Annotated in this window: 8 protein-coding genes; 4 read left to right on the top strand and 4 right to left on the bottom strand. The window is 61.7% G+C overall.

The genetic code is table 11. The annotated features are described in order from the left end of the window. Positions 1-22: 22 nt before the first annotated feature. A complete protein-coding gene (gene rocF / locus C3Y91_RS11605; protein WP_024323355.1) occupies positions 23-958 on the bottom strand; it encodes an arginase in 936 nt (311 codons plus the stop codon). 124 nt (positions 959-1,082) lie between these two features. Here rocF and C3Y91_RS11600 point away from each other — a divergent pair, with 124 nt between their 5' ends. Beyond that, positions 1,083-1,520, top strand: a complete 438-nt coding sequence (locus C3Y91_RS11600; RefSeq protein WP_017966296.1) for an Lrp/AsnC family transcriptional regulator — start codon at positions 1,083-1,085, stop codon at positions 1,518-1,520. A 91-nt stretch (positions 1,521-1,611) separates the two neighbouring features. On the opposite strand, the gene C3Y91_RS11595 is transcribed toward C3Y91_RS11600, so the two are convergent. From C3Y91_RS11595 to C3Y91_RS11585, 3 genes are all read right to left on the bottom strand, one after another. Beyond that, positions 1,612-8,034: a translocation/assembly module TamB domain-containing protein gene (locus C3Y91_RS11595; RefSeq protein WP_168575325.1), complete on the bottom strand. Its 6,423-nt coding sequence runs from the start codon at positions 8,032-8,034 to the stop codon at positions 1,612-1,614. Between the two features lie 67 nt (positions 8,035-8,101). Then, positions 8,102-10,030: an autotransporter assembly complex protein TamA gene (locus C3Y91_RS11590; protein WP_018067914.1), complete on the bottom strand. Its 1,929-nt coding sequence runs from the start codon at positions 10,028-10,030 to the stop codon at positions 8,102-8,104. A gap of 169 nt (positions 10,031-10,199) precedes the next feature. Continuing rightward, on the bottom strand, positions 10,200-10,457 hold the full coding sequence (locus C3Y91_RS11585) for a YMGG-like glycine zipper-containing protein (RefSeq protein ID WP_012759223.1): 258 nt from the start codon (positions 10,455-10,457) through the stop codon (positions 10,200-10,202). Positions 10,458-10,782: 325 nt separating this feature from the next. Here C3Y91_RS11585 and hemA point away from each other — a divergent pair, with 325 nt between their 5' ends. The 3 genes from hemA to C3Y91_RS11570 all read left to right on the top strand — a co-directional run bounded on the left by hemA (position 10,783) and on the right by C3Y91_RS11570 (position 14,629). Beyond that, the gene (gene hemA, locus C3Y91_RS11580) at positions 10,783-11,997 is read left to right on the top strand and encodes a 5-aminolevulinate synthase (protein ID WP_168575321.1); all 1,215 of its coding nucleotides are present in this window, start codon (positions 10,783-10,785) and stop codon (positions 11,995-11,997) included. A gap of 361 nt (positions 11,998-12,358) precedes the next feature. Further along, a complete protein-coding gene (locus C3Y91_RS11575; RefSeq protein WP_024323314.1) occupies positions 12,359-13,336 on the top strand; it encodes a LacI family DNA-binding transcriptional regulator in 978 nt (325 codons plus the stop codon). A 54-nt stretch (positions 13,337-13,390) separates the two neighbouring features. Continuing rightward, positions 13,391-14,629: an ABC transporter substrate-binding protein gene (locus C3Y91_RS11570; protein ID WP_024323315.1), complete on the top strand. Its 1,239-nt coding sequence runs from the start codon at positions 13,391-13,393 to the stop codon at positions 14,627-14,629. Positions 14,630-14,633: the final 4 nt, after the last annotated feature.

The raw sequence follows: 14,633 nt of genomic DNA, 5'->3' as shown, positions 1-14,633 counted from the left end.
CCTCCAGAGCATGATGCCAATTTTATGCGGCGCGTGTCGGACGATCGAAGATGCGGCGGCCAAACAGGCTTGCCGTCAGCTCGACCAGGATGCGGGCGCTCTTGCCGCGATCGTCGAGAAACGGATTGAGCTCGACGAGATCGAGCGACGAGACGAGGCCGCTGTCCGAAAGCATTTCCATCACCAGATGCGCCTCGCGAAAGGTCGCGCCGCCCGGGACCGTCGTGCCGACGCCGGGGGCAATCTCGGGATCGAGGAAATCGAGGTCAAGGCTGACATGCAGCAGCCCGTTCGCCTTGGTCACGACATCGAGGATCTCACGCATGATGGCGCCGATGCCCTGCTCGTCGATCGCGCGCATGTCGAAGACATTGACGCCGTGTTCGTGGATTTCCTCGCGCTCGCGCGCATCGACCGAACGGATGCCGACCTGGAAGACATTCTTTGGATCGACGAACGGACGATCCTTCGGCAGGATCTCGGCGAACTCCGCCTCGCCGCAGAAGAAGGCGACGGGCATGCCGTGAATATTGCCGGAAGGCGACGTCGCCGGAGAATTGAAATCGGCATGGGCATCAAGCCAGAGGACGAAGAGCGGGCGGCCTTTGCTAGCGGCATAGCGGGCCATGCCGGAGACGCTGCCCATGGAAAGGCTGTGGTCACCGCCGAGAATCAGCGGAAAACGCCCGGAGGCGGCCACGTCGTGGACGCTGCTTTCGAGGGCGCGTGTGAAGGCGCCGACAATCCTCAGATTGTGGGCCTTCGGGTGATTCGGCAGGTCCATCGCCGGCACGATCCTGAGATCGCCGATATCGGCGACGTCATGGCCAAGCTCGATCAGCGTCTGGTCGACGCCGGCAATGCGCAGGGCCGCGGGGCCCATGGCAGCCCCCCTGCGGCCGGAGCCTTCTTCCAGCGGCGCGCCGATGAGGGTGACAGATCGCGATTGGGCATCCATTTCGAGGGCTCCGTGGTTGTGGCCTGTTTCGACCAATATTGGGGTAAAGTGCTGGTAGCAAAAAGATGGAAAAACGTCAGAAATGGACTATGATTGCGCAGATTGATAAATCTATTTTGACAAAGTGGTCAGCGTGGACGATCTCGACACCGAACTTCTGAGTGCACTTCGCCATAACGCCCGGATTTCCGTCTCGTCGCTTGCCGCGACGACAGGTGCATCGCGGGCGACGGTTGCCGCACGTATCGACCGACTGGTCGCCAGCGGCACCATTGTCGGCTTCACCATTCGCACCGGTCACGAGACGCGGTCCGCCGGCGTGCGCGCCATCGTCATGATCGAGGTGCTCGGCAAGCTCGCCGACAGGGTGGCCGATCAGTTGAGGGGCCTGCCGCAGGTGCGCGCGCTTCACAGCACCAACGGCAAATGGGATTTTGTCGCCGAACTCGAGGACCGCGACCTTGCCGCCTTTGACGAGACGCTGCGCCGCATCCGGCTGATCAACGGCATCAATTCGACCGAGACCAATATCCTTCTCAAGACGAGTAAGACGGGTTTCTAGAGCAATTTCCAGGAAAAGTGCGAAGCGGTTTTCCCAGGCAAAGCGCGAAGCGGTTTTGCCAGGAATTGCGTAAAACAAAGATTAGGCTGGCTCAGTATTCCCGCTCATAGACAATGCCGGCTTCGCCCTCACCGTTGCCACCGGCCCCTCCGCGCAGCTTGACGCCGCGGCCGACATCGAGGTTGATCACCGCCTTGGCGCCGGCCGAACCGCCCTGCTGCAATTCGAAATAGGTGCGATCGTTGAGATAGCGGCCGACGCTGACGCTCGTCTGGCCCTTGGAATCGGTGCTGACGTCGAAATCGTCGACGCCGAGCTGGTTGCGTAAGCCTTCGAAAAGTGAGGTGGAGCGGTTGCCGGCCAGCTGACTGACGGCGTCGGCGAGCTGGGCGATCTGCACCGGCGAGAGCTTCGACATCGACTGGCCGAAGATCAGCTGCGCCAGCACCTCGTCCTGCGGCAGCTGGGGCGAGGAGGAAAAGGTGATCGCGGGGTCGGTGGCGAGGCCGGCGACGTCGACGGTCAGCGTCGTCGATCCAGAGGCCGAGGTCGCTTCCATATCGAGCGCCGGCGTCAGGTCGCCGGCAAAGGTGATCCTGCTCTTGTCGGAGAAGTCCAGACGGCGGTTGAGAATGGTCATGCGGCCGCGGCGCATGGTGAAACCGCCGGTCACGATGGGTGCAGCCGCCGTGCCGCGGATCGTCACCAGGCCGCCAAGCTCGGCATCGATGCCGCGGCCGCGCACGAAGATATGCGAGGGCGCGTCGATTTCGAGATCCAGCGTGATCACCGAGGATTTCTCGCCGGGTTTGCGCTCGCCGTCATCGCGCAACTGCGCAAGTACAGCCCGCGGCGCATTCTTATGCCGGATGTCGATTTCTCTCAGTGAGGTCGGCAATTTTTCCGGGACCGTGATTGAGGTCTTGTCCAGCCGAAGCTTGCCGCTCAGCGTCGCATTGGTGATCGGCCCGCGCAGGCCGACCGTGCCATTGACGGTCGAGACGACAAGGGTTCCATCGACATAGACCGCCTTGTCGAGCTTGATCGAAATGTCGGTGGGAAAGCCGCCGGCTGGCTGGATGCCGATCGTGCCGCTGGCCGAAATCGTGCCGCCGCCGCCAAGACTGCCGTTGAGGCGCGATATCACGGCCTGGCTGCCATTGAAGGTCACGGTCGCCATAAGATTGTTGATGGCCAGGTTGCGTCGGACGTCGACGAGCTTGGCGCCATTGGTCGAGACCGTGCCGTTGATGACGGGTGCTGCGGCCGTTCCGCCGATCTGGAGATTGACGGTGGCGACGCCATCCGCAACGAGGCCCTGCTGCGCAAGCGGGGCGCCGAGCACGGCGAAAGGAAGATTGCCGTTAAACCGCATGTCGATGGCGCGATTGCCTGTGATCACGACACTGCCGCCGCCCTTCAGCGACATGCCGGCGTCACCGGCAAGGCTGGTGTCGACCGTCAGCCTGTTTCCGGCAAGTTTGCCTGACGCACCGATGCTGAACGGCGAAAGGCCGGCACCTTTGGTCTGGCTCGTCGCCGCGTTCTTCCAGTCGACCTTGAAGTCGACGGAGGGCGCCGATAGCGCGCCGGTGGCCTTTACGGTCGCCGAGACCGCGCCCTCGGCTGCAAGACCGGGAACGAAGCCGTTGGCAATGCCCGCCGGCAGATTGGTGGTATTCGCCGTGACATCGAGAGACTTGATCGACGTGCCGGCTATGGCGAGATTACCGGTGGCCTTGAGCGCAATGCCGCCGCTGCCGTTGAGGGTGGCATCAAAATCCAGCCTGTCACCGGCGTATTTTCCCGTCGCTGCCAGCGCAAGGCGAGAGAGGCCGGCAGCCTTGGTGTGGCTGGTCGCGGCATCTTTCCAGTTGAGCTTGAAATCGACGATCGGGCTTGCCGGCGTTCCCGACGTTATGGCGTTTGCCGAAAGCGTGCCTTCAGCACCGAGACCGGGAACGAAGGCATTTGCGATATTTGCCGGCAGCGCCGGGATATCGGCATTGATCGAAAGGTCCCGGATGGCCGTTCCCGCGATCGTGACGCCGCCCTTCGCCTTGGCCAACACGCCGTCCTTGCCGCTAAGGTTGGCATCGAAGTCGACCCGGTCGTTGGCGAACTTGCCGGATGCCGCAGCACTCAGGCCCGAAAGGCCGCTGCTCTTGGTCTGGGCGGTCGCGGCGTTCTTCCAGTCGAGCTTGAAATCGACCGCTGGCTTCGGCAGCGCGCCGGAGGCCGATGCCGTGCCCGAGACGGTGCCTTCGGCGGCAAGACCGGGGACGAAGCCGTTGGCGAGGCCTGCAGGCAGGTTGGCGAGATCGGCCTTGACGTCGAGGTTGCGAACTGATGTGCCTAATATCGCGATGTTGCCGGCGGCCTTCAGCGAGAGGCCGTCCCGGCCGCCGAGATTGGCATCGAAATCGAGCCGGTCGTCGGCGAAGCGTCCGGATGTGGTGAGCGCTAAGCCCGAGAGATGAGCGCTTCGGGTATGGCTGGTCGCAGCATCCGTCCAGTCGAGCTTGAAATCGGCTTTCGGTGCGGCGGGTGTCCCGGCGGCGGACACAGTGCCGGATATCGTGCCGCCGGCCGCCAGATCGGGAACGAAGGCATTTGCGAGACTGGCCGGAAGCTTGACGATCTCGGCATCGACCTTGATGCTGTCGATCGCCGTGCCGGCCAATGCGACATTGCCCATGGCCTTCAGCGAGAGGTCTTTATCGCCGCTAACTGCCGCGTTGAAATCAAGCTTGTTTTCGGCAAATTTTCCCGATGCGGTCACGCCGAGCGCTGCAAGGCCGGCACGTTTCGTGTGGCTCGTCGCAGCGTCTTTCCAATTGAGATCGAAATCGGCACTCGGGGCGGAAAGGGACCCGCTGGCCGAGATCTTTCCGGAGATCGCACCTTCGGCGGCGAGATCCGGGACGAGGCTGTTTGCTATATATGCTGGGACATTTGCCAGCGCGGCATCGACTTTGATGCTGTCGATCGCCGTACCGGCCAATGCGACATTGCCCATGGCCTTCAGTGAGAGGTCTTTGTCGCCGCTAACTGCCGCGTTGAAATCAAGCTTGTTGTCGGCAAATTTTCCCGATGCGGTCACGCCGAGCGCTGCAAGGCCGGCACGTTTCGTGTGGCTCGTTGCAGCGTCTTTCCAATTGAGATCGAAATCGGCACGCGGGGCGGAGAGCGACCCGCTGGCCGAGATCTTTCCGGAGATCGCGCCTTCGGCGGCGAGATCGGGGACGAAGCTGTTTGCGATATTTGCGGGAACATTCGCCAGTGCGGCGTCGACCGTGACCTTGCCGATCGTCGTGCCCGTGATGGCGACATTGCCGTTTGCCTTCAGCGAGAGGCTGTCGGCGCCGCCGATCACTGTATCGAAATCGAGCTTGCTGTCGGCGAATTTTCCAGATGCCTTGACAGCGAGGTCGGCAAGGCCTGCACGCCTCGTCTGGCTCGTCGCAGCACTTTTCCAATCGAGATCGAAATTGGCGGTGGGAGCAGCCAGCGAGCCGGAGGCCGTCAGTTTTCCTGTAATCGTGCCTTCGGCGGCGAGATCGGGCACGAAACCATTGGCGATGCGGGCAGGCAGGTTGAGGATATCGGCGTTGACATCAAGCACCGGCGCCTTGGGGTCGGCGAGCGCGACATTGCCGGCGGCCTTCAGCGAGAGGCCGTCATTGCTGCCGACCGTCGTGTCGAAATCGAGCTTGTTGTCGGCGAATTTGCCGCCGGCGGTGATGCCGAGCGGCGCCAGGCCGGCGCCCTTGGTCTGGCCCGTCGTCGCATCCTTCCAGTCGAGCTTGAAGTCGGCGACCGGTGCTGCCGGCGTTCCGGTCACGGCAATCGTTCCGGAGATCGTGCCGCCGGCTGAAAGGTTCGGAACGAAACCGTTGGCGAGCGCCGCCGGCAGCTCGCGGATATCGACATCAAGCTTCAGCGTTTCGCCGGCGGAACCGGTGACGGTCACCGAACCGGCGCCGGTCTTCAGCGTCAGTCCGTTCAGACTGGCGGCACCGTCGCCGATGGCGACCTGCGTCGGTGCGGCAAGCTCGATCGGGATATTGCGGGGGCTTGCCGAGAAACGATCAAGGTTCAGGTGGATCGTGCCGTCCGCCGCCTCGACATTGCCGGCGGCCAGCAGGGGATTGCCGTCATAGGCAGCATCGAGATCGAAGTTGGTATGGTTTTGCTGCTTGGTAAACCTAAGCGAAAGGCCGGCAAGCTTGTTCGTTCCGGCGCTCACCTCCTCGGCCTTAACAGTGCCGTTTGCGGCAAGGGCGCTGAGATCGCTGACCGTTACATCGATATCCGGCTTGACGATCGCAAGCGTATCACGGCGGATCGAGCCGCCTGTTGCAAGCAGTTTGAGCGCGATCCTGCCGCTGTCGCTGCTGACGCCGAGCGAACCCTTGAGATCGCCTTCGGCCTTCTGTCCGCCGAGTGCGGCGAGCAGGCCGACATTGGGGAAATCGAAGGTCAATGCGCCTGTTGGCTCCAGAGAGGGCGAGAATTCCACATTGCCGGTCAGCCGGTTGCCGCCGATATCGGCGGTCAGTGCCGGAATGCTTATCTTGCCGTCCTGCGAGGTGATGTCGCCGTTGATGCCGATCGGTTGGCCATCGATCGTACCGGTGGCGGCGATCCTGCCCTGCGGCGCCTTGGGATCGGCGAGACCCGACAGGTCGATATTGAGGTTGCTGAGCGTGCGGTCGGCCATTTTAAGGCTGGCGGCCTTGAGATTGGCCGTCACCGAGATTGCCGGGAGCTCACCGCCCACTCTCAACGCATAACCCGCCCCACCACTGGCTCCGGGGATGAGCTTGCCGATGTCAGGCAGCCGGCCGGAGAGATCGGCATTCAACATCCCGCCATCAAGCGCGACGTTGCCGGCGGCTTCGAGCGTGCTGGACTTCAGGACGAGATTGGACAGCGCGAATTTTGACGGGATGGTGCCGACCACCTGGCTTTCGAGCGAGATCGGTCCGTCGAACTTGCTTGTTACCGCAGCCGGCAGGGCTGCCGGGTTGATGGTGAGCTTGAGGTTGCCGGTCAGCGCCTTGTCTGCCAGCCGATAGGAACCGTTGAGGCCGCCGTTGATATTGGCACTTTCGACGGTGGTGCCGTTGAAGCCGATGCCACTGGGCGAGATCTGCAGCGGCGAGGCGATCGTGACCGGGCCCTGGACCGCGCGATTGAGGTTCGGCTCGGCAAAGGTCGCGTCGCCGGCAACGAGGCGCAGCTGGACGCTGCCGGAACGCGCTGCGAGATTGAAGGCGTCGCTCTTTGCGGTCAGCTTGATATTGCCGATATTGGCCTGCGGAAGGGTTGCGGTGTCGAGCGAGCCGCTGACGTTCAGCCGGGCCGCCTGCGCATCGCCTGTTAGTGCCAGGTTGAGGCCAGAAATGAGGAAGCGCGCTTCGCCTTCAGCGAGTGGCCAACGGAAATCGACGGGCCCCGACGTGCCGAGCAGATTGGCGTTCAGACTGTTGTTGCCGGCCGGATCGAGGGTGCCCGAGGCGGCGATCACCACGCTGCCGGTGGCGATATTGCCGGTCTGGATATCGATCTTGCCGTGATTGTCGAAGGTGGTGGCAAGATCGATATTGGTCTGGCCGGCAAAAAGCGGCCGGAATGCCGATGGAAGCAGCGAGCTCAGGTCACCGCCGCCCTTGAGGTCGAGGTGGTGCAGCCCGTCTTCCGTAATCTGATGCCGGGCCTCGATTGCGGCGCGCTGCTGCCCGTCGAGGGCAGCCTGCAATTTGCCTTTCCAATCGGATATCGGCCCCTGGCCGTCCAGATCGATGTTGACGGCCGGGCTGTCCGGCAGGCCGAGAAAGCCCGCCAGCAGCCCGCCCTTCGGCTCGGACAGCTGCGCCTTCAGCCGCAGCCGGTTTTCGGCAGGCGCAAAGGCGATGTCGGCGGCAAGCCGCGCATCCGGGACCGCGTGACGGCTGACATTGACGACAGCTTCGCCGCCATCGCCATTCGCCGAAAGGCTGCCCTCGGCGGCGAGCGCAAAGGCGCGGCCGGCAACGGGTGCGGCAAGTTTGATATCGGGCAGCGCGACACGGTCTATATCGACCTTGATCGGAAGATTAAATACGCCGGAATTTTCAGCTCCGGGCCGCGAGGGCAGGGTGCGCACCGGCTTGCGCAGCACGTTGATCGCTTCGATCTCGAAGCGTTTGGCATGGAAAGTTCCCGTCAGCAGCGCAAGCGGATTCCAGTCGATCGCGATGCCATGAATTTCCGCAAAGACACCCCTGGTGTCGGAGATGGAGATCTCGGCGGCGCGAAGCCCGCCGGTCAAAAGGCCTTGCGGTTCGCGAACCTCGATCGTCATGTCGCGGTTGGAAAGCGTGGAGGCTATCTTTTCGGTAACGATTCGAGCGCCAAAACTGGTGAAGCCGAAGATCGCAAGCGCAGCGACCGCGAGAATCAAAGTGGCACCGACGGCATAGCCGGTGAGCCGTATGATCCAGTTGACGATTTTTGCCAGCGTTTGCATTGGCGCGGACACTACCCCGTTTTCATGACGGCTCACAGATCGGAAAACACGAACGGAATCGGCAATTCTAGAAGGACTGGCCGATGCCGGCGTAGATTCCGTAATCTGTGCCATCTTCGTACTTGTTCAGCGGCATGGCAAAATCAAGCCGCAGCGGGCCGAAAGGCGTTGCATATCGTATTCCGGCGCCGGCGCCGGCGCGGATATCGGAAAAACCTGGAAAGGTGCTGTCCGATACGGTGCCGACATCGATGAAGGGCACGATGCCGATCGTATCGGTAATCTTGATGCGAGCCTCCAGCGAACCGGTCACATAGGAGCGGCCGCCAGTGGGATCACCATTGTCGTTATAAGGCGAGATTTCCTGATAGCTGTATCCGCGCACGGAGCCGCCGCCGCCGGCAAAGAAGCGCTGTGTGGCGGGAATATCCCCAATGCTATCGCCGCCGATCAGGACGCCGGCGGCAACCTTGCCGGCCAGCACGACGCCGTCTTCCTGGCCGAATGGCAGATAGCCGGAGATCGAGCCCTCGAATGCCGCATAGGGCGTGGCGTTGAAGATTTCGTAGCCAGGCTTTGCCGAGAATGTCGCGCGATAACCCTCCGTCGGGTTGAACTTGTCGTCGCGTGCGTCGCGATCATATTGGATCGGCAGGGTGAAGGTCAGATAGTCGTTCGTGCCGAAGGCGTCATCATCGCGTTCCCAGCTGACCTCGCCGCTCGCCGAGACCGTGTCCTGGTCAGTCAGTTCGTAGGAAAGACCGAGCGAGGCGGTGACGAGCGTCGCGTTATAGGCATCCGGATTTTCGGTCTTGGCGACGATGCCGGCTTTCAGCGTGGCGGCGGGAAAGAAGGCGCCGGGCTTGGTGAAGAGGATGCCTGCGGAATAGTCGAGGCTGCCGACATCCGTCGTTTCGCCAAGCCGCGAAACCGATCCCTCGATCCTCAGCGTTTCGGCTTCGCCAAACAGATTGCGGTGGCCCCAATAGCCCTGAACACCGAAGCCGTCGGTGGTGGAATATTGCGCGCCGACGCCGAAGTAACGTCTCTTGCCTTCTGAGACCTCGATCGTCATCGGCAAGGTGCCATCCGGCGCCAGCGCATCCCCTTGGTGGATGGTGACGCTCGAAAAGACGCCGAGGGCGCGAAGGCGCTCGCCGGCTTTCTTCAGCGTTTCCGGGGAATAGGCTTCGCCCTTGTTCAGCCGGGAGTAGCGCTGGATGAAGCCTGGTCTGACAGTCTTCTCGCCGGTGACGCCGACATCGCCGATCGGGGCGATGGGACCGCCCTCGGCAGCAAGGACGATATCGACGGTATCGCTGTTGTGATCGGCGACGACCTTGCGTTCGGTCAACTTGGCGAAGGGCCGGCCTTCACTCTTCAATTGTTCGACGATCTTGTCGCCGGCCCTGATGATGGCGAGCGAGCCGGCCTCAGCGCCCGGGGCGAGGTCGTAATCGGCGGGATTGTGGTTTGCAGCATCGCCGCCGAACTGTACCTCCCTGACCTTGAAAACGGGACCGGGAGCAATGTCGACGGTGACGGGGATCGGTCCGGACCGGTCGAATGTCGGATTGGGCGGCAGGTCGTCGATATTCTTGCCGTCGATGGCGATCGTCACCAGGCCGCCATAACGGGCCTTTTCATACAGAGTGGCGATCAGCCGCTCACGGTCGTCGCGCGCCTTGACGACGATGCCAAGATCGCCGGAAACCGGCTGCTTCTGGTCGCTGACGAGACGGGAACTGTTTTCCAGCGCTTCTTTCAGGTCGGGATCGGCGGTATCGGCCCTGAGGTCGACGTGGTAGCGCACCGGATCGGGCACCTGTTCGCCTTCGTCTTCTTCTTTGCCGAAAATGGTGATGCCGAAAAGCTTGAAGGCGTAAGCGTCGCCGATCAGGACCGGTGAGAACGCAGCTGCCGCTGCGACCACCATCATGGTGCCTGTTCGCCGATACGCAGTACCTGTTTTCGGGCCTGTCCCTCTGATCCGCATCCGCCGCTTTTGGTTATGTCTACATTGAAGCTTCGTTGCCCAGCCATGAACAGCTTAGCGACAAAATCGCGCGGGGTGTACCATTTTAAATTGCCAACGCGCTAATTTAGCACAAAAAATCCCGGACGTGTGTCCGGGATTTCCTGAATTTGCCGATCTCCGAGCGCTCTCAGCGCGGGCAACTATCGATGTAGCGGCGGCCGTAACGGTCGCGATAGTAGCACTGGCCGGGCTGTTCGGCGACGCTGCCGATGAGGGCGCCAGACACGCCGCCGATAGCGGCGCCGACTGCCGCGCCACGGACGTTGCCGGTGACGACGCCGCCGATGACGGCACCGGATGCAGCGCCGATGCCGGCGCCCTGTTGCGTCGGCGTGCAGCTTGCGATCGACAGGCCGATCAGTGCGAGTATGACAACTTTCTTCATCTTTTCTCTCCGAGGTTGTTGCCCAGCGGGCAAAGGCCGTCCCTTCTATTTTTTTGTCAGGCTAGACCGAAAACTATGTCGGAAGAAAGGGTTGTCCATCCGGTGTGCTGATTTTTTTGCGATCAGGCTGGGTCGCCTTTTGCACGGTGCGCAAACTCGGCTGCCTTCTGCGGCATCAATTTCATTGATCGCGGCTCGCATATTTTTTATCTGGAATCATTCAAAAATCTGGGCCTTTTGCCGCAGTTGATGTTAAAGCAAAGGGTAAGCATTGACGCGCGGACGTCCAGTCATCAAGAACATCCGCGCGATACTGGAGCATATGATGGATTTCGAAGCGTTTTTCAAAAACGAGCTGGACGGGCTTCATGCTGAGGGCCGTTACCGCGTTTTTGCCGATCTCGAACGTCACCGCGGCAATTTTCCCCGCGCGACGCGTTACACCGCGGATGGCCAAAAGGAAGTCACGGTCTGGTGCTCCAACGACTATCTCGGCATGGGCCAGCATCCGAAGGTGATCGAGGCGATGAAGAACGCCATCGACCACTGTGGCGCGGGTGCGGGAGGCACCCGGAATATTTCTGGCACCAACCACCATCACGTCATGCTCGAGCGTGAGCTTGCCGATCTGCACGGCAAGGAAGCAGCGCTGATCTTCACGTCTGGCTATGTGTCCAACTGGGCAGCACTCGGCACGCTCGGCGCCAAGATCCCCGGCCTCATCATCTTCTCCGATGCGCTGAACCATGCTTCGATGATCGAGGGCATCCGCTATGCCAAGTGCGACAAGGTGATCTGGAAGCACAATGACGTGGCCGATCTCGAAGCCAAGCTCAAGGCCGCCGATCCGAAGGCGCCGAAGCTGATCGCCTTCGAGAGCGTCTATTCGATGGATGGCGATATCGCCCCGATCAAGGCGATCTGCGATCTCGCCGACAAATATGGGGCGATGACCTATCTCGACGAAGTGCATGGCGTCGGCATGTACGGCCCGCGCGGCGGCGGCATTGCCGAGCGCGAAGGGCTGATGGACCGGCTGACCGTCATCGAGGGCACGCTCGGCAAGGCGTTCGGGGTGATGGGCGGCTATATCGCCGCTTCGACGGCCCTTTGTGATTTCATCCGCTCGTTTGCCTCGGGCTTCATCTTCACCACGGCGTTGCCGCCGGCACTGGCCGCCGGCGCCGTTGCCTCGATCCAGCACCTGAAGGTCAGCCAGTTCGAACGCGCCCGCCATCAGGACCGTGTCCGCAAGCTGAGAGCGCTGCTTGACCAGCGCGGCATTCCGCATATGCCCAATCCGAGCCATATCGTGCCGGTGCTGGTCGGCGATGCGGCCAAGTGCAAGTGGATCTCCGACCTGCTGCTCGACAATTGCGGCGTCTATGTCCAGCCGATCAACTATCCCACCGTGCCGAAGAAGACCGAACGGCTGCGCATCACGCCAACGCCGCTGCATTCCGATACCGATATCGCCCATCTCGTCGAGGCGCTGCATTCGCTCTGGTCGCGTTGTGCGCTCGCAAGGCACGTCGCCTGATTTTTCGATGATCGCTCGGTTCGAACCGTAATTCAGGGCCTCCACTGGAGGTTCTGACAGCGATCGGTCTTGCTCCCGCAAAACGCCGCAATAAACCTCCCTTGCCCTTCCAAGATCATCCGCTCTGCGCTTGGTCTTAACACTGATGACACATCGCAATTGGCCTGACCGATGCGCATGGATCTTTCCCTGTGCTTGCGTCCTCCCACAAACTGCGCCGCCGATCCGAGCCTTGGGGTCGTATGAGAAAACCTTTTCTCACTTGACATAGGGATTGGTAAAAGCTTTTCTCAGATCACTTCAGAAGGAGGACGTTCTGAACATATCGGGAGGAAAAAGAGGCAGGATCACCATCCACGAGGTGGCGGCGGCTGCCGCGGTGAGCATCTCGACGGCGTCGAAAGCTCTCAATGATACCGGCCGGATGGGGTCGGAAACGCGCGAGCGGGTGAAGCGGATCGCCGCCGAAATCGGATACCGGCCGAATGCGCTGGCGAGAGGTCTTCTCAGCAAGCGCAGTTTCACCATCGGGCTGCTGACGAACGACACCTATGGCCGGTTCACGCTGCCTGTCATGGCGGGGATCTCGGACGCACTTGTCGATCACGGCGTTTCCGTCTTCCTGTGTGCCATTGAAGACGATCCGGCGCTCGCCCAGATCCATGTCGACGCGATGCTGGACAAACAGGTCGACGGCATCATCGCGACGGGAAAACGCCTGGATCGGCGCCTGCCGGTCGATCTGTCGAATTTGCATGTGCCTGTCGTCTACGCATTCACGGAGGGGACGCAGAACAGCGTGACCTTCCGGTCTGACGACGAACAGGGTGCGCGGCTGGCGGTGGAATGGCTCGTGAAGATCGGGCGGCGCCGGATTGCGCACATCACCGGGCCGGAGGATTTCTTCTCGGTGCGGGAACGTGCCGGCGCCTATCACGAGGTGGCCGGTCACCGCGAACCGGTGCTCTACGGCGTCTGGTCGGAAAGCTGGGGCCATGAGGCGGTCGAACAGCTTTGGAAGAGACCGGGAGAAAAACCGGATGCGCTCTTCTGCGGCAATGACCAGATCGCCCGAGGTGCTGCGGATGCGTTGCGCGAGCGCGGCGTCAAGGTGCCGCAGGACGTCTCGGTCATCGGCTTCGACAATTGGGAGATTGTCGCGGCCCAGACGCGGCCGCCGCTGACGACGGTGGACATGGAACTGAAGGAGCTCGGGCGGCAAGCCGGATTGACGGTGCTTGCGCTTGCGGAAGGACGGCCTGTCGAGCCGGGAGTGAGGAAATTGCCGTGCCGGCTGATCGTCCGGCAGTCATGCGGGGGTAAAGCCCCCCGGGGATGAGAACAAGAGAATGAGCAAAGGCGCGAGGAGATGCGCCATATCGGGAGGAGTGTCATGATCAAGCGTCTTTTGGCGGCGACCAGCATCGCTACCTTATGTCTGGTGTCGGCCGCGTCGGCTGCCGAAAATGTCGAAATGTGGGTTCGCTCGGGGATCGGCGACGCCTTCAAGAAGGTCGTCGAAGCCTATAATTCCGGTCACGAGAACAAGGTCGTGATGACCGAGGTGCCGTTCTCCGAGCTGGTGCAGAAATATGCGACGGCGATCGCCGGCGGACAGGCGCCGGACGCCCTGTCGATGGACCTCATCTATAACCCTGCCTTTGCCGCGGCCGGCCAGCTGGAAGATCTGACGGACTGGGCAAAATCCCTGCCGTATTTCAATTCGCTTTCGCCATCGCATGTTCGCTTGGGCACCTATCAGGACCGGATCTACGGCCTGCCGCTTTCGGTCGAAACATCCGTCTTTGCCTGGAACAAGGATCTCTACAAGAAGGCCGGTCTCGACCCGGAAAAGGCACCTGTGAATTGGGACGAAATTACCGCCAATGCCGAGAAGATCCGGGCGCTCGGTGACGACACCTATGGCTTCTATTTCTCCGGCGGCGGCTGCGGCGGCTGCATGATCTTCACCTTCACGCCGCTCGTCTGGGGTGCGGGCACCGATATCCTGTCGGCCGACAGCAAGACGGCGACGCTCGATACGCCTGAGATGCGCAAGGCCGTCGATATCTACCGCAACATGGTCAAGAAGGACCTGGTGCCGGCGGGAGCGGCCAGCGACAACGGCGCGAACTTCCTGACCTTCACCAACGGCAAGATCGGCCAGCAAAGCCTCGGCGCCTTTGCCATCGGCACGCTGGTGACCGAGCATCCCGATATCAACTTCGGCGTGACGCTCATTCCCGGCGTCGGCGGGAAGCCTTCGTCCTTTGCCGGCGGCGACAACTTCGTCATCACCAAGGGTACGAAGAAGATCGACGCGGTGAAGGAGTTCCTCGAATATGTGTATTCGATGGACGGCCAGAAGATCATGGCGAAATATGGCAGCCTGCCGACGCGCGGCGATATCGCCGACAAGGTGCTTGAGGGCCTCGATCCGCGCATGCAGGTCGGCCTGAAGGCGATCGGTGTGGCCAAGACCCCCTATACGCTGCAGTTCAACGACCTGATCAACAGCGCCAACGGGCCATGGGCAAGCTTCACCAACGCCGCGATCTTCGGCGACGACGTCGACGGCGCGTTTTCGAGTGCGCAATCGGAAATGCAATCGATCATCGATAGCGGCCAGTAAACTC

This window comes from Rhizobium ruizarguesonis (genome assembly GCF_012349115.1).
Lineage (GTDB): Bacteria > Pseudomonadota > Alphaproteobacteria > Rhizobiales > Rhizobiaceae > Rhizobium > Rhizobium ruizarguesonis.
The sequence above is the reverse complement of the archived record's forward strand: the minus strand, read 5'-3'. Positions and strand labels throughout refer to the sequence as shown.

Excerpts from the sequence above, each read along its gene's own strand:
- C3Y91_RS11570 (WP_024323315.1), top strand. The coding sequence starts at position 13,391 with ATGATCAAGCGTCTTTTGGCGGCGACCAGCATCGCTACCTTATGTCTG.
- C3Y91_RS11590 (WP_018067914.1), bottom strand. The coding sequence starts at position 10,030 with ATGCGGATCAGAGGGACAGGCCCGAAAACAGGTACTGCGTATCGGCGA.
- rocF (WP_024323355.1), bottom strand. The coding sequence starts at position 958 with ATGGATGCCCAATCGCGATCTGTCACCCTCATCGGCGCGCCGCTGGAA.
- C3Y91_RS11595 (WP_168575325.1), bottom strand. The coding sequence starts at position 8,034 with ATGCAAACGCTGGCAAAAATCGTCAACTGGATCATACGGCTCACCGGC.
- hemA (WP_168575321.1), top strand. The coding sequence starts at position 10,783 with ATGGATTTCGAAGCGTTTTTCAAAAACGAGCTGGACGGGCTTCATGCT.
- C3Y91_RS11585 (WP_012759223.1), bottom strand. The coding sequence starts at position 10,457 with ATGAAGAAAGTTGTCATACTCGCACTGATCGGCCTGTCGATCGCAAGC.